At 71.7% G+C, this 20,120-nt stretch carries 13 protein-coding genes; 5 read left to right on the top strand and 8 right to left on the bottom strand.

Features of this window, described 5'->3' with window-relative positions:
* Positions 1 to 13: 13 nt before the first annotated feature.
* The 5 genes from WMF33_RS15675 to ptsP form a co-directional block, all read right to left on the bottom strand.
* Entirely contained in the window at positions 14 to 2,755 is a 2,742-nt protein-coding gene (locus WMF33_RS15675; protein WP_437337883.1) for a family 20 glycosylhydrolase, read from the bottom strand.
* A gap of 9 nt (positions 2,756 to 2,764) precedes the next feature.
* Positions 2,765 to 3,775 carry an SIS domain-containing protein gene (locus WMF33_RS15670; RefSeq protein ID WP_437339487.1) on the bottom strand — a complete coding sequence of 337 codons (1,011 nt, stop codon included), beginning with the start codon at positions 3,773 to 3,775 and terminating at the stop codon, positions 2,765 to 2,767.
* Positions 3,776 to 3,791: 16 nt separating this feature from the next.
* Positions 3,792 to 4,889 (bottom strand): N-acetylglucosamine-6-phosphate deacetylase, encoded by a 1,098-nt coding sequence (gene nagA / locus WMF33_RS15665; RefSeq protein WP_437337882.1) that lies wholly within the window; start codon positions 4,887 to 4,889, stop codon positions 3,792 to 3,794.
* The gene (gene nagE / locus WMF33_RS15660) at positions 4,889 to 6,616 is read right to left on the bottom strand and encodes an N-acetylglucosamine-specific PTS transporter subunit IIBC (RefSeq protein WP_437337881.1); all 1,728 of its coding nucleotides are present in this window, start codon (positions 6,614 to 6,616) and stop codon (positions 4,889 to 4,891) included. Before nagE ends, nagA begins: the two co-directional genes overlap by 1 nt.
* Before the next feature lie 75 nt (positions 6,617 to 6,691).
* The gene (ptsP, locus tag WMF33_RS15655) at positions 6,692 to 9,274 is read right to left on the bottom strand and encodes a phosphoenolpyruvate--protein phosphotransferase (protein ID WP_437337880.1); all 2,583 of its coding nucleotides are present in this window, start codon (positions 9,272 to 9,274) and stop codon (positions 6,692 to 6,694) included.
* Positions 9,275 to 9,706: 432 nt separating this feature from the next.
* On the opposite strand from ptsP, the gene WMF33_RS15650 reads away from it, so the two are divergent.
* Positions 9,707 to 11,284 carry a glycosyl hydrolase family 18 protein gene (locus tag WMF33_RS15650; RefSeq protein ID WP_437337879.1) on the top strand — a complete coding sequence of 526 codons (1,578 nt, stop codon included), beginning with the start codon at positions 9,707 to 9,709 and terminating at the stop codon, positions 11,282 to 11,284.
* Between the two features lie 25 nt (positions 11,285 to 11,309).
* Here the strand turns inward: WMF33_RS15650 and WMF33_RS15645 are convergent, their stop codons facing one another.
* From WMF33_RS15645 to WMF33_RS15635, 3 genes are all read right to left on the bottom strand, one after another.
* Positions 11,310 to 12,422, bottom strand: a complete 1,113-nt coding sequence (locus WMF33_RS15645; protein WP_437337878.1) for a hypothetical protein — start codon at positions 12,420 to 12,422, stop codon at positions 11,310 to 11,312.
* Between the two features lie 127 nt (positions 12,423 to 12,549).
* A complete protein-coding gene (locus tag WMF33_RS15640) occupies positions 12,550 to 13,104 on the bottom strand; it encodes a hypothetical protein (protein ID WP_437337877.1) in 555 nt (184 codons plus the stop codon).
* A 137-nt stretch (positions 13,105 to 13,241) separates the two neighbouring features.
* A complete protein-coding gene (locus WMF33_RS15635; protein ID WP_437337876.1) occupies positions 13,242 to 14,606 on the bottom strand; it encodes an extracellular solute-binding protein in 1,365 nt (454 codons plus the stop codon).
* 304 nt (positions 14,607 to 14,910) lie between these two features.
* Between WMF33_RS15635 and WMF33_RS15630 the strand changes: the two genes are divergently transcribed.
* From WMF33_RS15630 to WMF33_RS15615, 4 genes are all read left to right on the top strand, one after another.
* Positions 14,911 to 15,261: a hypothetical protein gene (locus WMF33_RS15630; protein ID WP_437337875.1), complete on the top strand. Its 351-nt coding sequence runs from the start codon at positions 14,911 to 14,913 to the stop codon at positions 15,259 to 15,261.
* 77 nt (positions 15,262 to 15,338) lie between these two features.
* Positions 15,339 to 16,691: a hypothetical protein gene (locus WMF33_RS15625; protein WP_437337874.1), complete on the top strand. Its 1,353-nt coding sequence runs from the start codon at positions 15,339 to 15,341 to the stop codon at positions 16,689 to 16,691.
* Positions 16,692 to 17,171: 480 nt separating this feature from the next.
* Positions 17,172 to 18,857, top strand: a complete 1,686-nt coding sequence (locus WMF33_RS15620; RefSeq protein ID WP_437337873.1) for a glycoside hydrolase family 43 protein — start codon at positions 17,172 to 17,174, stop codon at positions 18,855 to 18,857.
* A 203-nt stretch (positions 18,858 to 19,060) separates the two neighbouring features.
* On the top strand, positions 19,061 to 20,119 hold the full coding sequence (locus WMF33_RS15615; RefSeq protein WP_437337872.1) for a hypothetical protein: 1,059 nt from the start codon (positions 19,061 to 19,063) through the stop codon (positions 20,117 to 20,119).
* Position 20,120: the final 1 nt, after the last annotated feature.

Below are 20,120 nucleotides of genomic sequence, written 5' to 3'. Positions count from 1 at the left end.
GAGCGCGGCGATCCTACGGCGACGCCCCCGCTCCGATGACCGACGTGCGGCTGCCACGCCCGCGCGTGTCGAACGTCCTCAGCTTCACGACGCCGCTCACCGCCACCGGCCCTTCATAGACCGCCGAGTCGGCGCCAGGCTCGGCGCCATCGGTCGTATAGCGGATCTGCAGCCCCGGGAACGCCACGTTCGCCACGAGCTTGCCGTCCTCGATGCGCGCGCCCGGCAGCGGAAGCCGGTAGTCCACGCCGCCGCTCAGGTGGTCGAGCCGCGGCAGCTCGCGCTGCCCGAGGCTGTTGGCGAAGCGACTCCACGCCTCGGCGAGCAGGCCCGCGCGCGCCGCCCCGTCCTCCTCCGCCGCCCACGCCGGGTCCGGCGCCCAGGCCCGCTCCGCGAGGCCGATCAGCTTCGGGAAGATCAGGTACTCCATCGCCCCCTGCCCCTTCGCGTTCTCGGCCCAGAGCTGCCCCTGGATGCCGAGGATATTGGCCCGGCCGGCGTCGGTCAGCTTGACGTGGTCCCGGAACATCTCGGCCGGATCGATCGGATTGCCCATGCGGTCGGCGTGGGCGCTCTTGTAGACGTCGAACGGCACGAACTCGTACGGCTTGCGCGTGTCCACGAACCCCGCCCAGTAATACCCAGGCTCGACAGGATCCTTGTCGTAGGCGAGGTCGAAATACAGGTTGGTGGCGTTGGAGAGGACCACCGGATACCCCGCGTTGGCGAGCTTGTACCCGTTGTCCTCGTCCCCCCACCCCCAGACATTGTTCCAGACATACGCCCTGAAATTGCTGCCCAGGAACTCGGGGTTCGCTACCTTGTCGACGCCGCCCTCCGCCTGCACCTTTTTCAAGGCGATCTCCTCCCAGCCTCCGGTCACCAGGCCGTGGGACGCGACGATCGCGTTGAGCTCGCGGAGGAAATGGCTCGCCAGGTCCTCCACGGACTCGACGCCGCCCGGCGCCTGGCCGAGGAGGGCCTCGCACGACGGGGATTGCTCCCAGACGCCGTCCGGCACCTCGTCGCCGCCCGTATGGATGGTCGTGAGCGTCGCGCCGGCCTCGGCGTAGATCGCGACGACGTCGTCCACGACCTTCCGCAGGAACCTGTAGGTGGACTCGCGGCAGGGGTTCACCACGTTGTCGGTCCACATCTGCACGGACATGTACTGGGACGGGTCCTCCAGATCGCTCAGCAGGAACTCCTCGGCCTTCTCTACATCGCCCTCGGCCGCGAGCCTCGCGTAACGCGCCTCCATGGCCTTGACCGCCGCGCGGGCGTGGCCCGGCATATCGATCTCGGGGATCACCTCGATGTGGCGCGCCTTGGCATGGCGCAGGATCTCCACGAGCTCGGCGCGCGTGTAGTGGCCGCTGCCGCTCGACGACGGCGACGCCGGATCCGGCCCGGAGCCGAACGAGGGGACGATCTGGTCGCGGTCGTCGACCGTATGGCCGCGCCGGGCGCCGACCTCGGTGAGCTCCGGCAGGCCGCTCACCTCGAAGCGGAACCCCTCGTCGTCGGTCAGGTGGAAATGGAACTTGTTGAGCTTGTAGAAGGCCATCACGTCGAGCAGCTTCAGCACGGCCTCCTTGCGCTGGAAGTTGCGCGCGACGTCGAGGTGCATGCCGCGGTACCCGAAGCGCGGGGCGTCCTCCACCGTCACGGCGCCGATCGCGATCTCGGGCTTCGCGGTCCGGTACGCCTCGACCGGCGCGAGGGCGCGCAGGCTCTGGATGCCATAGAAGACGCCGGCCGCGTCGCTGCCCACGATCTCGACCCCCTCGGCGGTGACCGTGAGGCGATAGGCCTCGTCGCCCGCCTGCTTCGGCTGGCCGCCGACGTCGATCGCGCCCGTCGCCAGCGCGATCGCCGCCGTCCCCGCGGGCGGCGCGCCCTCGCGGACCTCCGGCGCGGCGCCGAGGAGCGCCCCCAGCGCCTCCGCCAGAAAGGCCGCTTCGCCCTCGAGCCCGGCAGCGTGGTAGATGGGCACGGCCGACGAGAGCGAGAGCTCTCCGGCGCCCGCCTCGAGGAGCACCGGCGTGGGCACGACCCTGGCCACGTCGCCCGCCGGGAGCAGGCGGACAGCGAGGTTCTCGTCGTAACGAGACGTCGCCGTCGGCACGGGCGTCATGTCGTCGGGGAAACGGTCTGTCTGCTTCTTCTCCACGAACGGCGCGACGGCCTCGGAGCCCACCGCCTCCGGCGCCGAGGCGACGCCCTCGCCGTCCGTGAACACGAAGTAATAGCCCGCGGGCGCGTCCGTCTCCTTGATGGCCCAGTACGATCCGTCGAAGGGGATCACCGCGCTCTGCCCGGGTTCCAGCGGCTGGAACGCCTCGGTCGGCTCCAGCTTGAAGAAGTCGCCGTTGATGTGGGTGACCTTCACCCCCGCCGGCAGGCTCTCGGGCACGATCAAACGCACGAAGTTGAAATAGAGCGTCCAGCCGCTGTTCCCGAGCGCGACCTTCCCGCGGTTTTCGATGGTCAGCTCCGAGCCGAAGCTCACCGCGGGGTTCTTGTGGTTGTCCAGCACGCCCCAGGTGACGGCGAAGTCCGCGCCCGACGGGCGCTCCTGCGCCGAGCCGCCGCCACCTCCGGTGCCGCCGCCGCCGCCACCTCCGCCGCCGTCGTTGCCCGTGCTGGTGCTCATCGTGGTGCTCGCCGTGGACGAGGACGTCCCGTCGTCGCCGCACCCTGCCACAAACAGGGCGCCGGCGAGCAGCCCAAATCGGTAAACAGGCCTTCTCATGACGCACTCCTACAGTGTTTTGGTGACCTTCTTGAGCCGCCTCGGCGCGTCGGGATCGAGCCCTCGGGCCTCGGCCAGGGCAGCGGCCGCCAGGTAAAACGCCAGGATCTGACAGAGCGGGTCGAGCAGCTCGTGAGCAGACGCGGGCACCGCGAGATCGACCCCCGGCAGCCCGGCCGGGCCCACGAGGATCACCTTCGCGCCCTGCCCCCGGAACTCCTCCGCCACGCGGGCGAGGCCGGCCTGCGCCGGGCCCCGCGGGGCGAAGACGAGCAGCGGGAACCGCTCGTCGATGAGGGCCATCGGCCCGTGCTGCACCTCGGCGACCGTGAACGCCTCGGCGTGGACGCCGCACGTCTCCTTGAACTTGAGGGCCGCCTCCAGCGCGATGGAGAAGCCAGGGCCCCGCCCGAGCACGAGCAGGCGCTCCTCGCCCGAGAGCGCGTCCACGAGCGGGCCCACGTCGCTCTCGCTCGCGGCGGCCATCGTCTCCGGCAGCGCCTCCAGCGCGTCGAGCAGGGCGGCGTCCTCGCCCCACATCCCCACCACCCTCGCCATGGCGCTCAGGCTGGCGATGAAGCTCTTCGTGGCGGCGACGCTGCGCTCGGGGCCGGCGCGCAGGGGGATCGTCGTCGCGGCGGCCTGGTCGAGGGGCGAGCCGAGCTGGTTCACCAGCGCCGCCGTCATCGCGCCCGCGGCGCCGCACGCCGACAGCGCGCTCACCACGTCCGGGCTCTGCCCCGACTGAGACACCGCGACCGCCAGGCCGCCCGGGAGCCGCAGCGGCGCGCGGTAGAGGGTCACCACCGACGGCGGCAGGCTCGCGACCGGACAGCCGAGCTGCGTCGTCACGAGGTACGCGAGGTAGCTCGCGGCGTGATCCGAGCTGCCGCGGGCGATCGTGACCACCGACGGCGGCGGCGCCGCCCGCAGGCGGGCGCCCAGCTCGCGGTAGGCGTCCTCGTCCTGCGCGAGCTGCTGCGCGACGATCTCCGGCGCGGAGCGGGCCTCCTCGGCCATCATCGAGGTCGTTCGGTCACTCAAGGGGCTCCCCCTCCACGAGGACCTGCCGCAGGGCGAGATCCTCCTCCAGGACCAAGAGATCCGCGAAGCAACCCGGCGCGATGCGCCCTCGATCCTCGAGGCCGAGGTGCTCGGCCGGGAACTGGCTGCACCGGCGCGACGCCTCGGCCAGCGAGAGCCCGAGGTCGACGAGGTTCTTGAAGGCCTGGTGCATCGTCAGGCAGCTCCCCGCGAGCGTCCCGTCGGGGAGCCGCACGCTGTTCTGGCACTTCGCGACGGCGTGCGCGCCGAGCTGGTACGGCCCGTCCGGCATCCCCGAGGCCGCGGTGCCGTCGGTCACGGCGTAGAGCCGGGGGATGCAGCGCAGGGCGGCGCGGATGGCGCCCGGGTGCACGTGGACGAGATCCGGGATCAGCTCGGCGAAGTCGCCGTGGGCCAGGGCCGCGCCCACCGCGCCGGGCTCGCGGTGATGCAGCCCGTTCATCGCGTTGAAGAGGTGCGTGAAGCCGCTCGCCCCGGCGGCGAGCGCCGCCACGACCTCCTCGTAGCTCGACAGCGTGTGCCCGATCTGGACCCGCACCCCGAGGCCGGACAGGCGGCGGACGAGCTCCAGGTGGCCGGCGAGCTCCGGCGCCAGCGTGAGCACGCGGATCGGCGCGATGGCGCTCAGCGCGAGCGCGGTGTCGAGATCCCCGCCCACCACGCACGGCGGCTGCGCGCCCAGCCGACCCGGGTTGAGGAACGGGCCCTCGAGGTGGACGCCGAGGACGCGCGCCTCGCCGCGGCGGCGCGCGTCCATGGCGGCCCGGATCGCGCGCAGCGCGGAGGCGATCTCCGGGAGGGGCGCCGTCATCGTGGTGGCGAGCAGGCTGGTGGTCCCGGTCGCGGCGTGCGCGCGGGCCATCGCGCGGGGCGCGTCGCCGCCCTCCATGACGTCCCGGCCGCCGCCGCCGTGCACGTGCAGATCGATGAAGCCGGGCACGATCCGCGGCCCCTGGCCGGGCCCTTCGGCCGGCGCGCCCGCGATCTCCTGGACCCGCGCGCCGAAGTACAGGCGCCCGCGGAGCCAGCCGTCCGGCGTGAGGATGTTGCCCACGAGCTCCACGCCCATCACCCCTTGAGCTTCTGCGCGAGCGCGGCGGCGTACCGCGGCGCCTCCGGGCCGACCAGGAGGTGGACCACCTGGTCGGGCAGGCGCATCACGCCCTTCACGTCGGCGGCCTCCAGCGCCGCCTCGTCGATCGGATCCGCGTCGGCGAGCTCGACGCGCACGCGCCCGCTCGAGAACCCCTCCACGGACCGGATGTTGGCCGCGCCGCCGAGCGCCGCGAGCCAGCGGTCGATCCACGCATCTTGCCGCGCCGCGGCCGCCGCGGCCGCGCCCCCCCGCGCGGCGCCCGCCACCTTCGGCTCGCCCGCCGCCGGCGCGCGGCCCGCGAGCTCCCGCATCTCCTTGGCGATCGACTCGGCCATGGGGCCGAGGATCACCTGCAGGCTATCGGTCCCCGGGCGCACCACGCCCTTGGCGCCGAGCGCCCTGAGGTCCGCGTCCTTCACGCGATCGCGGTCGACCATGACCAGGCGTAGACGGGTGATGCACGCGTCGATCTCGCGGATGTTGCCGTGGCCGCCCAGCGCCCGCAGGAACTGCCCCGCGAGCCCGCCGGCGCCCGCCTCGGCCCCGCCGCCCGCCTCGGCCCCGCCGCCCTCGGACGCGACCGCGGAGGGCGCCGCCGCGGCCTCGCGCCCCGGCGTGGCCAGGTTGAACCGCTCGATGCAGACGACGAAGAGGCCGTAATAGACGACCGCGTAGGCGAGGCCGATCGGCACGATCATCCAGCCCTTCGTCGAGAGGCCGTAGTTCAGCGCATAATCGATGAACCCGGCGGAGAAGCTGAAGCCGTGCTTCACGCCGAGCACGTCGAGCAGCGCCAGCGAGAGGCCGGTCAGCACGGCGTGGACCGCGTAGAGGGCCGGCGCGAGGAACATGAACGCGAACTCGATCGGCTCGGTGATGCCGGTCAGGAAGGCGGTCAGCGCGGCCGAGAACATCACGCCGAAGGTGGCCTTGCGGTTCTCCGGGCGCGCGGTGCGGTAAATCGCGAGGCACGCGGCCGGCAGGCCGAACATCATCACCGGGTAGAAGCCGGCCATGAACACCCCCGCCGAGGGATCGCCGGCGAAGTAGCGGTTCAGATCGCCGGTCACCGCCCCCTTCGCGCCCTGGAACGAGCCGACCACGAACCAGGCGAGGTTGTTGAGGATGTGGTGCAGCCCGGTCGGGATGAGCAGGCGGTTGAGGACGCCGAAGAAGAAGGCGCCGACCGGCCCCGAGGCCACGATCCAGCCGCCCACCGCGTCGATGGCGCCCTGGATCGTCGGCCAGACGACGCCGAGGACGAGCGCGAGGGCGAGGCTCGCGCCGCCGGTGACGATGGGCACGAAGCGGCTGCCGCCGAAGAAGCCCAGGAAGGAGGGCAGCTTCGTGTCGCGGAAGCGGTTGTACATCGCCCCCGCGAGGACGCCGGCGAGGATGCCGGCGAGGACGCCCATCTTGATCTTATCGTCGATGCTCTTCACCCCGTTCGTGATCACGAGGTAGGCGATCATCCCGGAGAGCCCGGCCACGCCGTTCGTCTCGCGCGCGAGGCCGACCGCGATGCCGACCGCGAAGATCAGCGCCAGGTTGTCGAAGATGGCGCCGCCCGCCTGGGCGACGAACGCGATGTCCAGCACGTCGGGCTGCCCCAGCCGGAGCAGGAGGCCCGCGACCGGCAGCACCGCGATGGGCAACATCAGCGCCTTGCCGACGCGCTGCAGCTCGTTGAATCCTCTCATACGACGCTCCTCCTCCGTTGGGCGGGGCGGCCTCCGCGCCGCGCCGCCCCCGGTCTGCTTGCTGGGCTCTCGGGATCAGCCGGGCCGCGCGCCCGGCGCGAGCAGCGCCCGCACCTCGGCCGCGGTCCCCAGATCGAGCGCGGCCCGCGCGATCTCGCGGCACCGCGCGGCGTCGAGCTCGCGGATCCTCGCCTTCACCTCGGGGATCGCCTGGACGCTGACGCTGAGCTCGGTCACGCCGAGGCCGACCAGCACGGCCACGGCCTCGGGGTCGCTCGCCACCGCGCCGCAGATCCCCACGTGGCGCTCGCGCTTCTTCGCCGCCTGCACGGCCGTGTCGATGAGCCGGAGCACCGCCGGGTGCAGCGCGTCCTGCCGGCCGGCGAGCCGCGGGTGCGTGCGGTCCATGGCCAGCGTGTACTGGGTGAGATCGTTCGTGCCGATCGAGAAGAAATCGACCTCCGCCGCGAACCTGTCGGCCTGGACCGCGACCGACGGCACCTCGACCATCACGCCGAGCGCCACCGGGGGCGAGCCGGCGCGCCGGCGCTCCTCCTCGAGCACCTGCTTCGCCTCGCGGAGCTCCTCGAGGCTCGCGACCATGGGCAGGAGGATCCGGTGCCCGGCCGGGGCGCGCGCCGCCAGGATGGCGCGGAGCTGGCTGCGCAGGAGCGCCGGGTGGAGCGCGCCGATGCGCAGGCCGCGGATGCCGAGGAGCGGGTTGTCCTCCGCGGGGAGCGGCATGTACGAGAGCGGCTTGTCGCCGCCGACGTCGAGCGTGCGGACGACGAGGGGGCGCTCGCCCAGCGCGTCGGCGATCTCCTGGTACGCGGCGGTCTGCTCGGCCTCGGTCGGCGCGGCGTCGCGATCGAAGAACATCAGCTCGGTGCGCAGGAGGCCCACGCCCTCGGCCCCGAGCCGGACGGCCTTGCGCGCGTCGTCGGCGCTCGCGATGTTGGCCAGCACCGCGACGCGGACCCCGTCCCGGGTCACCGCGCGCTCCCCCGCGGCCGCCTCCTGCCGCTCGCGCAGCGCCTTGCGCGCCCCGAGCCGACCGCGGTAGGCGTCGAGCTCGGCCTCGGTCGGGCGGAGCAGCACCACCGCCCCCTCGGCGTCGAGCACGGCCGTCGCGCCCGCCTCGACGGCGAGCAGCGACGCCGAGGCGCCGACGAGGTACGGCAGGCCGAGCGAGCGCGCCAGGATCGCCGCGTGCGAGGTGGTGCCGCCGAGCACGCTGACGAGGCCGGCGACCGGCTGATCGGCGAGCCGCACGACCTCGGAGGGCGTCAGGCTCTCGGCGACGACGATGCTGCCCGCGGGCGCGGCCTGCGCCTCGCCGCCGCCGACGAGGTGCCGCAGCGCGCGGCCGCCCACGTCCCGGAGATCGTTGGCGCGCGCGGCGAGCAGCGGGTTCGAGAGGCGCGCGAGCTCGCGGCACGACGCCATCACCGCCTCGCGCCACGCGAACGCGGCCGACTTGCCCTCCACGATGGCGACCTCGGTGCGGGTGATCATCTCCGGGTCGTCGAGCATCGTGAGGTGCGCGCTGAAGATCTGGGCCTGCTCGACGCGCTTGCCCGACGCGGCGACGAGCTGCTTCAGCTCGAGCCGGGTGTGGCGCAGCGCCTTCTGCAGCCGCGCGAGCTCCGCCTCCGTGTCGCTCGCGTGCTCGTCCACGTCGGCGGCGAGCGGGTCGATCTTGCAGATCGGGCCGATGGCGAGGCCGGGCGAGGCGCTCACGCCGTGCACGTGCCGCGCGTCGTCGGCCGCGCGCGGCGTGGAAGAAGCGGGGGCGGCGGCGCGCTCGGGCTCGGCCATGCGCGCGGCGTTCGCGGCGGAGAGGTCCTCGCCCAGCCCGCTCCGGACGAGCTCGACCAGGCGGGCCACCGCCCGCGCCGCCTCGCTGCCGCTCCCGACGATGCGCAGCTCCGCGCCCGGGCCGGCGCCGAGGTTCATCAGCGCGACGACGCTCTTCGCGTTGGCGTTGCGGCCGGCGAGCTCGACGCTGATGTCGGCGGCGAACGACTTCGCCTCGCTGGCGAGCACCGCGGCCGGCCGCGCGTGCAGCCCGTGCGGGTTGGGCACCACGACGAGGGCCGACGTGACCCCGACCGTGGCCCGCGGCGGCGGCCTGGACGCGCCCGCCTCCCCCGCGCTCGAAGCCCGCGGCGCTCCTCCGCCGGCCCGCCGCCGGGGGCTCACGGTCATGAGGCGGCTCGCGCCGGCCCTGGCCACGCCGCTCGCGCGCTCGACGATGGCGCTCGTCTCGCCGCTCAGGACCACGATCTGCGTGAGCAGGCTGGGCGCCTTGCGGAGGAGGAGATCCGCGTCGAACTCGAGGAGCGCCTGGCCCGCCGAGACCCGGTCTCCCTGGCTCACGCGCGCCGTGAAGCCCTCGCCCTTCAGGCCGACCGTGTCGATGCCGACGTGGATCATGATCTCCACCCCGCCCGCGGCGCTCAGGGTGATGGCGTGCCGCGCCGCGTGGAGCTGGGTCACCGTCGCGTCGCACGGGGCGAGCAACGTCTGGGAGATCGGGTCGATCGAGATGCCGTCGCCGACGATCTTGTCGGCGAAGACCGCGTCGGGGACCGACTCGATCGGCACGATGGGACCGGAGAGCGGTGCGAGCAACGTCAGCGATTCGCCGGGGTGCATGTCGACCGCGATCCTACCCGGATGTGGCTCGACAGGTTCCTGGCCGAGGGGCGCGATGGTTCCGTCCACGGATCGAGGCGAGAGCAAGCGTCGTGCCCTGCGCCAGGGCTGGCTGCTCCGGGAGGGAGGTGATCGAGAAAAGCGCGCTGCGCGCGGGGATCGCCGGCGATCTCCCGACGATCGCGCGGACGGCGAGGGGGCGATCCGGGAGCGCTCCTGCGATCGGGGGGATCGCCCGGCGATCTCCGGGATCGCCCCCCTGCTCGCCGGGATCGCCGGGCGCGACGGAGGCGGCACCCGTCCTGGCGGCGCGCAAAAACGCGCCGAGGGGGCGCCGTGGCGGCGGCTGTCGAGGGCGTCGCCGCGACCGGTACGCCGATTGCTCGTTGGACCAGCAACGACCGGCAACCGGCAAACTAAAGGAGATCCGTTATGAAGCTTTATGCCCTCACGACCCTGCCGCTCTTTGCTGTGATCGCGCTGGCCGCTTGCGGCGGCATCGATGGCGGCGACGCGGAGCGCTTCGGCCCCGATGGAGCAGAGCTCGAATCGACGGAGCAAGCCGCCGTCGCCGCTGCGTGGGCGCCGTATACCGCGTATGCGGTGAACGCCGAGGTGACCTACGGCGGCGTCACGTACCGCTGCATCCAGGCGCACACCTCCCTTCCGGGCTGGGAGCCGCCGATCGTCCCGGCGCTGTGGCAGCCGGTCAGCGGCGCCGGCAGCACCACCACGAGCAGCAGCACCACGAGCTCCAGCACCAGCGGCGCGGGCGGCTCTGGAGGCAGCGGCGGCTCCGGCGGAGGCGGCGGCTCCGGCGGCTCCGGCGGAGGCGGCGGCAGCGGCGGCTCCGGCGGAGGCGGCGGCGGCAAGAAGGTGATTGGCTACTTCGCGGAGTGGGGCGTCTACGGCCGCAACTACCACGTCAAGAACATCGACACGAGCGGATCGGCCGAGAAGCTCACGCACATCAACTATGCCTTCGGCAACGTGGTTGGAAACCGGTGTGCGCTCGGCGACACCTATGCCGATTACGACAAGGCCTACAGCGCCGCCGACAGCGTCGACGGCGTCGCCGACACCTGGGACGCCGGCGCGCTCCGCGGCAGCTTCAACCAGCTCCGCAAGCTGAAGCGCAAGCACCCGCACCTCAAGGTGCTGATCTCGCTCGGCGGCTGGACCTGGTCCGCCGGCTTCTCCGACGCGGCGCTGCCCGCGAACCGCGCGTCGTTCGTCTCGTCGTGCGTCGATCTCTTCATCAAGGATCCCCGCTGGGCGGGCGTGTTCGACGGCATCGACATCGACTGGGAGTACCCGGCCGCCTGCGGCAGCACCTGCAACCAGCGCCCCGAGGACACGCAGAACTTCACGGCGCTGCTCGCCGAGTTCCGCAGCCAGCTCAACGCGGCGCGCCCCGGCCTGCTGCTCACGATCGCGGCGCCCGCCGGGCTCGACAAGATCGAGAAGATCCAGGTCGGCCAGATCCACCGGCACCTCGATTTCATCAACCTGATGACGTACGACATGCACGGCGCGTGGGAGCGCACGACGAACTTCCACTCGCCGCTCTACAACTCCGGCGCGAACCCCGCGAAGGCGTTGAAGTACAGCACCGACGAGGCGGTCACGGCCTGGCTGAACGGCGGGACGCCGGCGAGCAAGCTGGTCGTCGGCGTGCCCTTCTACGGCCGCGGCTGGACCGGTGTCACCAACGCGAACCAGGGAGTGTGGCAGTCGGCCGCCGGCGCCGCCCCGGGCACGTACGAGGCGGGCATCGAGGACTACAAGGTCCTGAAGGCGAAGGGGCACCCCGGCTTCACCCACCCGGACACGAAGGCGTTCTACACCTTCAACGGGACCGAGTTCTGGAGCTACGACAACCCGGCCTCGCTCGGGACCAAGATGCGCTACATCAAGGACAAGGGCCTCGGCGGCGCGATGTTCTGGGAGCTGAGCGGCGACACCGCGAACGGCGAGCTCGTCACGGCGGTGAAGAACGGCCTGCGGTGACGGCGTGAAGGGCCGCGCGGCCGCGCTATGCGGCCGCGCAGAGGGTGCCGACCTCCTCGAACTCTCGCACCATCCGGTCGAGCCCGCCCTCGTCGACCCTGAGGCCCAGGGCCGCCGCGGCGTGTCCGAGGAGCTTCCGCTCCCGCAGCGAAGCCACCTTGTCCACCGCCACCGCGATCTCGAGCGCGCACAGCAGCGGGGCCCGCGCGCCCTCCGGCACGCCGCGGAGGCGCTCGATCCAGGCGATGTCGTCGGCGAGCCGCTCGTTCAGGCCAGCGCGCGCCGAGGCCGGCAGCTGCCGCAGCACGGCCGCGAGCAGCGCGGTCTCCTCCGGCTTGAGGCGGCCGTCGGCGGTGAAGATGAACCAGAGCCCGTCGAACAGCCGATCGAGGTGCGGGCGCAGCGCCTCGTCGCAGAGCGCCCCGTCGAGCGCGCGCCGGTAACGCAGGTATCGGCGCCCGGTGTCCCCGAGGCGCCGGGTCACGAACCAGCTCGCGATCGACGACGAGGCGACCGAGAGCACGGGCACCAGGTTGCGCGCCACGCTCTCGCCGGCGAGCCGCGCCGCGAGCTGCTTGGCCACGTCCGAGCCGCGCTCGCGCGCCGAGCGCACGAGCACGCCCGCGGGATCGTCCGTGTCCTGGGGGTGCTCCGCGACGCCGAACGTGAGGGCGAGCAGCGCCCACACGTCGGCCGGCTCGTCCGGATCGAACCGGAGCCCGAAGAGATCCGCGAGCTCGCAGAGCATCCGCACGTGCAGGACCAGCCGGAGCACCGTCTCGCCGCCAAGCGCGAGCGCGGCGGCGGGGATCGCGACGAGCCCGCCGAGCCCGTTCGTCTCGGCCGTGGCGGCGGCCGCGCCGGTCGAGAGCGCCCCGGTCGCGCCGCCCGCGAGCGCCGAGCGAACGCAGGCGCGCCGGATGACCGCGCACGCCTGCATCCGCTCGGTCACGCCGGTGGACGCCGCGATGGTCGCGCGGCGAGGCCGCCGGTTGTAGCGGCGCACCGCGCGGGACAAGAGCTCCTCGAGCCATGCGTGGACCGAGCGCGCGCCCACGCCCGCTCCGCTCGTCGCCTCGGTCAGCGGGAGCGCCGCGGCCCCCGCTGCGTCACCAGGATGCGCAGCCTCGTCGCTCATGGTTCAGGGCGGTTCAAGATGCATTCCGCGCAGAGCGGCCGACGAGGCCGAGCGTGTCCGCAGCCTTGCCGAGATCGGCTATCGCCGGATCGGCTCGACATCGCCCGGAGCGCTCGGCGCTCCGAGCTCACTCGCTTGTGTCGAACTCGCACTCGGCGACCTCCGGCGCGCACGCGCCCTCCACCTCGGCGGCCACCGAGGCGAGGCAGGCGTCGCACTCGGCGCTCCGCGCCTCGCCGGCGCCGCACCCGTCATAGCAGGGCGAGCCCTCCACCGCGCCGCATTCGGCGCACAGGCAGTCCATGAGCCCCCCGTAGATCGCGGCCGACCACTCGCACATCTCCGCCGGATCCGCGGTGTCGTACGGGGGTAGCGAGCAGGTCGCGCACCCGGCGCTGCCGCCGCCTCCGCCCCAGCCGCCGACCTCACCGCCCGCTCCGCCCCAGCCGCCGACCTCGCCGCCGGCCTCGCCTCCGGTCCCGTTCCCGCCCGTGCTGCCGCCGGCCTCGCCGCCCGTCCCGCTGCCGCCCGCGCCGCCGCTCGCCCCGCCGCCTCCGCTCCCGCCCACCAGATGGTAGGCGTCGTCCAGCCCCGCCAGCGCGGTACACCCGACGGCCGCCACAGCCGCCAGCCCCATCAGCGCCATCGCCAGGAATGCGTCCGCCCGCTTCGAGCCCGCCATGGCGACGGAGCATCATCCCCTGGCGCCCCCGGCGTCAAGGGACCGTACGGCCGGTGAAGCCGCCGCAGCGGCGTGCGCCGCCGGCTATCGCTGTGCGACTCCCTGGCGCGCCCGCCGCCCGCGGAGGACGGCCGGGATCAGGGAGCGGACGTCAAGGTCGCGAGGAGGTCATCTCGCATCTCGCTCCTGACGTCGACGAGCCCGCCGTTCGGGAAGCTCTTTCCTTCCTCCGTCAGCGCGTTGATGGCCTGGTAGAAGGGATCCGCGCTGATCGTCGACGCCGAGTACGCATCGAACGTCCCTGCCATGAGGTAGCGTGGAACGCGGGTCTCCCGCGGCGCGTCCTCGCTCGCGAGGATCCACGCGAAGGTGCTGGCCGAGCTCATGTAGGCGACGAACGCGGCGGCAGCATCGGCGCAGGCGTCCGTGCACCTCGCGCTCACGACGAAGCTGTCGGTGAACAGCAACGGGTGGTTGCCGTCCCCGAGGGGCGCCGAGGCGAGCTTGATCTCGGCCGGATCGCCGCCAGGAGGGAGGCTCTTCAAGATGGTGTGGAGCCGCTCGGAATAACCGAAGGTCGCGTCGACCTCCCCTGCCGCGAACCGCTGCGCCGGGAGATCGACGTTCTCTTCCCGATCGTAGGTGCCGTCGAGGCACGGATTGCTCCCCTCGCTCTCGCACGTCCTCGCGAAGATGCCGAGCGCATCGAGGGTCGCCGCGTCGTACATCGTGGTGGAGATCGCCGATGCGACCCCCTCAGGCCCGTTCGTGTCCGCCCACGCGTCCAGGTACAGCGACGGTAGGTTCCAGCTTCCGAGCAAGTTGCCGGCCATGTCCGGCGCATCCGTCTGGAGGTCGACGAGCGCCGACGCCAGCTCGGCCGCAGTGCCAGCGCTCTCCACGGACGGGTCCCTGGAGAAGGTGAAATGGCCACAGAGCCAGTGCGGGACGCCGTAGATCTCGCCGTCGTAGGTCGACGCCTCGACGCCCGCTGGGTGCCAGTCCGCGGGAGGAAGCTCCAACCAGGGACGGATCGCGCCCGTGGCCACGAGCTCGCCGAGCAGGATCATGTCCGTCTCGATGACGTCGACCTGACAGCCGGCGTCCTCCCCGGCGAGGCTCACGGCCAGCGCCGCGGGATCGTAGACATCCGCCGCGAAGCAGGGCGGATTCACCACGAGATCGATCCCGGAGTGCGCTTCCTCGAACTCGGCCTCGATGCGGAGCGCCATCGCCGCGAGCTTGTCTCCCGCCGCGTCGGGGATATAGGGGTACAGGGGAACCCGGAGCGCGGTCTTCTCCCCGGCGCTGCCCCCCTGCCCGCCGCTCCCGCCCTGGCCCTCGCTCCCACCAGCGCCGGCCGACGATCCGTCATCCATGCCGCTCGAGCAGCCCAGCGTCGAGAGCAACGTCAGACCGACCATCCGGGCCAGGTTGCGCGCCATCGAGGCCGTTGGCCCCCACGACGGCGAGTTTCCGCTCTTGGATTCCCTCGTTCCCATGGTGACACCTCGTCGCTCGCAGCTGGCCACGACTCCCCGGAAAAGTCGAGACATGGCGCGCTGCACGCGCTCGCGCCGCCGGCGCCGCCAGCCCCGGCGCGCTCGATCCGTCCCCCGGGGGCTCGCCGGCGGCGAGCAGACTGCACAAGTGCCAGAGGAGCAGAAGTTGACGCATCGTTGCACGCTCCTGCTGCAAGGATATGCCATCTCCGGTCTCGGAGCTCGGGGCGAAATGCACTAGGGTCGATCGGCAGGTCGAGGTGCGGAAGGGCGCCGAGCTCCGGCGCCGGGTGGGAGCAGCGCGATGGTCGTGATCGATTTTTACAAGCTTCCGCGTGCCATTCAGGACGGCGTGATCGAGGCGTTCCGCGGCCGGTTCGCGCCGGCGCCGATCGTCAGCCGGCTCGGGACTCGGCGCACCATCGTGGCTTGGCTCGCGGTCAGCGTCGCGGCGGGCCTCCTCTTGGCGGCGCTCTGCGCGGCCGGCTTCGGCGACGTCGACAGCCCCGTCGCGCTCCACCCGACGGCGGCGGCCGCCGCGTACGTGCTGCTCGCCGCGACCACCGCCATCGGCGTGGTCCAGGCGCTCGCCTACAACGCCGAGCTCGTCTCGCTGCCGTTCGCGCCCGCCTGTTCGTCTTCCCCGCGAACCTGATCGACGCGCGCGACCACAGGCTCCGGGTCTTCTCGCTCGCGGAGCTCTCGCGCGTCTCGGCGGGCCCTCGGGGCGCCGTGGTCCTCACGTTCGGCGGCACGCGGCACGCATTTCCCCTGGAGGACCCGTCGCGCTCGGACGACGTGATCCGGGAGATCGAAGCGGCGTGGAGCCGCATGAAAGCGAACCCCGACCCCGCGGAGCTGCGCCGGCTCGATCCATTCCAGCCGCCTGCCATCGAGAGCCCGTTCGCGTCGCCGATCCCGCTCTCGCGCGTGGTCCCGGGGTGGCAAAGCTATGCATGGCTCCTCGCGGCCGCGGTCGGCGTGGCCCTCGGCTTGGGGCTCTTCTTCCTCCGCAACCGGATGAGCGACGCTCGGATGTACGCCGCGGCGCGGGCGCGCGACGACGTGGCCGCGTACCAGCGCTACATCACGCGCGGCCGCGGCCACGGGGAGGTCGTCTCGCAGGTGCTGCTGCCGCGGGCCGAGCTGCGCCTCGCGGTCGCGAAAGGCTCGGTGGAGGCCATCGACGACTTCATCCGCGCCTACCCCAAGACGGGCATCCAGGCCGAGGTGGCCGCGGCCCGCCGCGCCGCGCTCGCCGCGGCGCTCGAGCGGGCGCGGGAGGTGGGCACGCTCGCGGCGCTGCTGGCGTTCGCGGAGCGCTACCCGAAGCACGGCCTGGACAAGGCGTTCAACGACGCCAGGCACGCGCTCTATGTGCGCGCGCTCGATCGGTACAAGCGCGAGATGCCCGAAGGGAGCGAGCAGAACGCGGATTTCGTGCGGCGGCTCCTCGCCTACGCGGAGCGCGTCGGGCCCAAGAGCACGCCGCAGGGCCTGCGCGGCCCGGCCGTCCAGGTCCGCTTCCGGCGGCTTCCGTCGCAGGACCTGGAGCGCGCCGACGAGCTCGTGATGAAGAGCCCGATGTTCAGCGGCGTCACGTCCCTGCCGACGCGCTACGTGGATGCGACCCGCCTCGATCCCCAGGAGAAGCGGACCGCGACGGCGCTGGCGGAGGGGCTCGCGCGGGGCTTCGACCTCGAGCTCGTCACCTTCGAGCCGGGCCCGCCGTTCGAGGGCTCCGCCGAGGCGCAGCTCTCCGTGACCGTGCCCTCCCTCGTGGTGAGCTATCGCGTCGAGTCGTCCGGTATGGCCTATGGCAGCAAGAAGCCGCAGATCATCGTGATGGGGCTCAAGTTCCTCTTCAAAACGGAGTTCATCTTGCCCGGAGACGCGGAGCCGCTGCTCACGAGCCACAAGATCGCGCGGCAGATCCCTGCCGGGCTCATCCAACAGCAGGTGGGCTCCCCGCCCCGCGGGGCCCTCGAGGCCATCGTCTACGAGGCGATGATGCGCGAAGCCTTCATCGACCTCGGGGAGCGCTACCTCTCCACGTGGTTCCGGAAGCGCGACGAGCCTCGGTGAGGGTGGACGAGCTCCTGTCGTCGCCAGGCGTGGTCGATCGGAATTGACACCGACAATGTGAGCGTTCACAATGGGCCCGAGTGGTACCCTTTTGCTGTAAACGTTCACGGATCGGATCCATAAAGGCAACGATTTCGCACACTTGCAAGGCCGAGCTCGCTTATGCTGCCCATGATCGATGGGCTCGTAAGTGCCCGAATTAGCTCAGGAGCGCGCTCCGACCCGTGAACGGCTATCGTTTGCTTAGCCTGGATCGGTCATGCGCACCGAGACCTTCGTCATCCGATCGATCTCGATCTCGGCCTCGGCACTGATTCCATTCGCCCGATCGTCTCGGACGCGATGCTGATGAGCTCTTGATGGGCCGGGCTGCCATCGCGGCGAAGCGCCCATCGAGCGGCGCCGGAGAGCCATCGCCTGAGCGTTCTACGACATCTGGCGTCACTTGACGATCCTTCAGGAGAGCAGCGAGGTCCAGGAATGGCCACGGTTACGACATCCCTCCAGCACAAGCACCTCATCGCGGCGTTGCTGCTTTGTAGCGCGACCGTGTTTCCGTCCGAATCCATGGCGGACAACCCCATCGTACAGACGATCTACACCGCGGACCCGGCCCCTCTGGTCCACGACGGGACCCTGTACCTCTATACCGGACATGACGAAGACAGCGCTTCGACGTTCTTCGGGATGAACGAATGGAGGGTGTATTCGTCCACGGATATGGTGAACTGGACGGATCGCGGTTCGCCGCTGAAATACAAGGATTTCAGCTGGTCGAAGGCAGATGCCTGGGCAGGTCAGGTCGCCCACAGAAACGGGAAGTTCTATTTCTACGTCCCTACGACCAGCCGGACGCACAACAGGATGGTCATCGGCGTCGCCGTGTCGGACAGTCCTGTCGGCCCGTTCGAAGACGCCCTGGGGAAGCCGCTGATCAACGCCAATTGCGGCGACATCGATCCGACGGTGTTCATCGACGACGACGGCCAGGCCTATCTCTACTGGGGAAATCCCAACCTGTGCTACGTGAAGTTGAACGAGGACATGGTCTCCTACCAGGGAGAGGTCGTACGCGTACCCATGACGGCGGAGAGCTTCGGAGAGCGCACCGGGAGCGCCGAACGACCGACCCTGTACGAGGAAGGTCCGTGGCTCTATAAGCGCAATGGAATGTACTACCTGGCGTATCCGGCAGGCGGCATCCCCGAGTACATCGCCTACTCCACGAGCAGCAGCCCCACCGGCCCGTGGACGTACCGGGGGGTCATCATGCCCACGGAGGGCGACAGCTTCACCAATCATCCGGCCATCATCGACTTCAAGGACAACTCGTACTTCTTCTACCACAACGGCGCTTTGCCGGGCGGAGGAGGGTATCACCGTTCGGTGGCCGTCGAGCGATTCACGTACAACGAGGATGGTACCATCCCGACGATCACGATGACCGAGGCGGGACCGCCTGGCGTCGACACCCTCAATCCGTACGTCATGACGGAGGCTGAGACCATCGCCTGGGAATCCGGCGTCGAGACCGAGGCATGCAGCGAGGGCGGGATGAACGTCACGTCGATCGAAGACGGGGACTACATCAAGGTGAAGGACGTCGATTTCGGTTCCGGCGCGGGATCGTTCGACGCAAGGGTCGCCTCGGCGACCAGCGGCGGCAGCATCGAGCTGCGCCTCGACAGCCCGACCGGCACGCTGGTGGGGACCTGTGTGGTTGAGGGTACCGGCGGCGCCCAGACCTGGGTTACCAAGTCGTGTCCGGTCGACGGTGCGAAAGGGATACACGATTTGTATCTGAAGTTCACCGGTGGGAACGGTCCCCTGTTCAATTTCAACTGGTGGAAATTCGCTACGCTCGACGCCACGGATCCGACGGGCGGCGGGGGCGGTCCGGACACGGGTGAAGGGGGAGCGACGGGCAGCGGCGGCTCGGGTGAGGGTGGGAGCGTCAGCAGCGCGGCGACGACCGGCAGCGGCACGGGCGGCGCTGGCGCCGCCCCGCCAGACAGCGCCGGCGAGGACGAGGGCGGGTGTGGGTGCCGGGTCAAGACGGGGCCCATCTCCCCGGCGAGCGTGCTCGCCGCCCTGACCGCGTTGGGCGCGATCGTCGCGCGGCGTCGTGCGCGAAGAGCGGGGCGGAGCGGGGCCGTCGCGAACTGACGGTGCCGGTGCCCGGAGCGATGATCCAGCGGGCGCGCTCCCGGTGAACGTAGAGAGTGCCCGGGTCCGGCGCGGCTGGCTTTCAGAGAGCTGGGACAGAGGGGAGCAGGCACGGCGAACGCCGGCCCGAACCGCGCGCCATCGCGTGGGACAAGAGAATAGAGCGTAGAGAGGATGCTATGAGATCAGTTTTTGCTCTGGCAATGTGCGGCTTGCTGGCTGGCTCGTTCGTCACGATGGGCTGCGGCGGTGACGACGACGGGACCGGTGGAGGCACCACGACGAGCAGCTCGAGCAGCTCGTCGACGAGCGGTACCGGGAGCACGGGAGGCGACGGCGGCGCGGGCGGCGACGGCGGCGCGGGCGGCGACGGCGGCGCGGGCGGTGACGGCGGCACGGGCGGCGACGGCGGCGCTGGCGGCGACGGCGGCGCTGGCGGCGACGGCGGCGCGGGCGGCGACGGCGGCACGGGCGGCGACGGCGGCGCGGGCGGCGCTGAAGAAGTGGACATCGGTCCCGGTCCGGACGAGCGCTGCTCGGGCTGCGCCCGGCTGGCCGTGCCGCTCACCGAGGCCGACACAGGGACGCTGTTCCAGTTCGACTTGCCGGATCTGATCGACCTGACCGGCGCCACCGTCACGTTCCGTGTGAAGACGTACGCCGGCACCGGCGGTGGCGTGCAGACGTTCGTACAGAATGGAGGTGCACAGGCCTGGATAGGCCTCCCCTGGGCCTGGACGGACCTCAGCAGCCTGCAGGAGTGGACAGAGCTCACCATCGACGTCGATGCCGCCGCCGCTGCGGATGAGACCATGACGTTCGACAAGACCAAGGTGAGGCGCATCGGCCTGAGGGTCGACGCAGGTATCTCGGGGCCCTGGGCCAACCCGAGCGTGGTCTATGTCGACTTCATCAGGATCACGAGGCCCGGCGGCGCCGGCGGCACGGGCGGCGACGGCGGCGCAGGCGGTACGAGCGGCACAGGCGGCGCAGGCGGCGACGGCGGCGCAGGCGGCGATGGCGGCGCAGGCGGCGACGGCGGCGCAGGCGGCGACGGCGGCACCAGCGGCACAGGCGGCGACGGCGGCGCCGGTGGCACAGGCGGTGCGAGCGGCGACGGCGGCGCCGGTGGCGCCGGTGGCGCCAGCGGCGAGGTGGTTCACGTGCTCGGTCCGTTCGAGTTCACGAGCGAGCTGCAGGGGTTCGCGATCGGTGACTACAGGATGGTGCCAGGCTCGAGGCTGGATCTCCTGGACGAGTGAA

Origin of the sequence: Sorangium sp. So ce394 (assembly GCF_051474665.1) — a bacterium.
Lineage (GTDB): Bacteria > Myxococcota_A > Polyangia > Polyangiales > Polyangiaceae > Sorangium > Sorangium cellulosum_D.
This window is presented reverse-complemented; position numbering and strand designations above follow the sequence as displayed.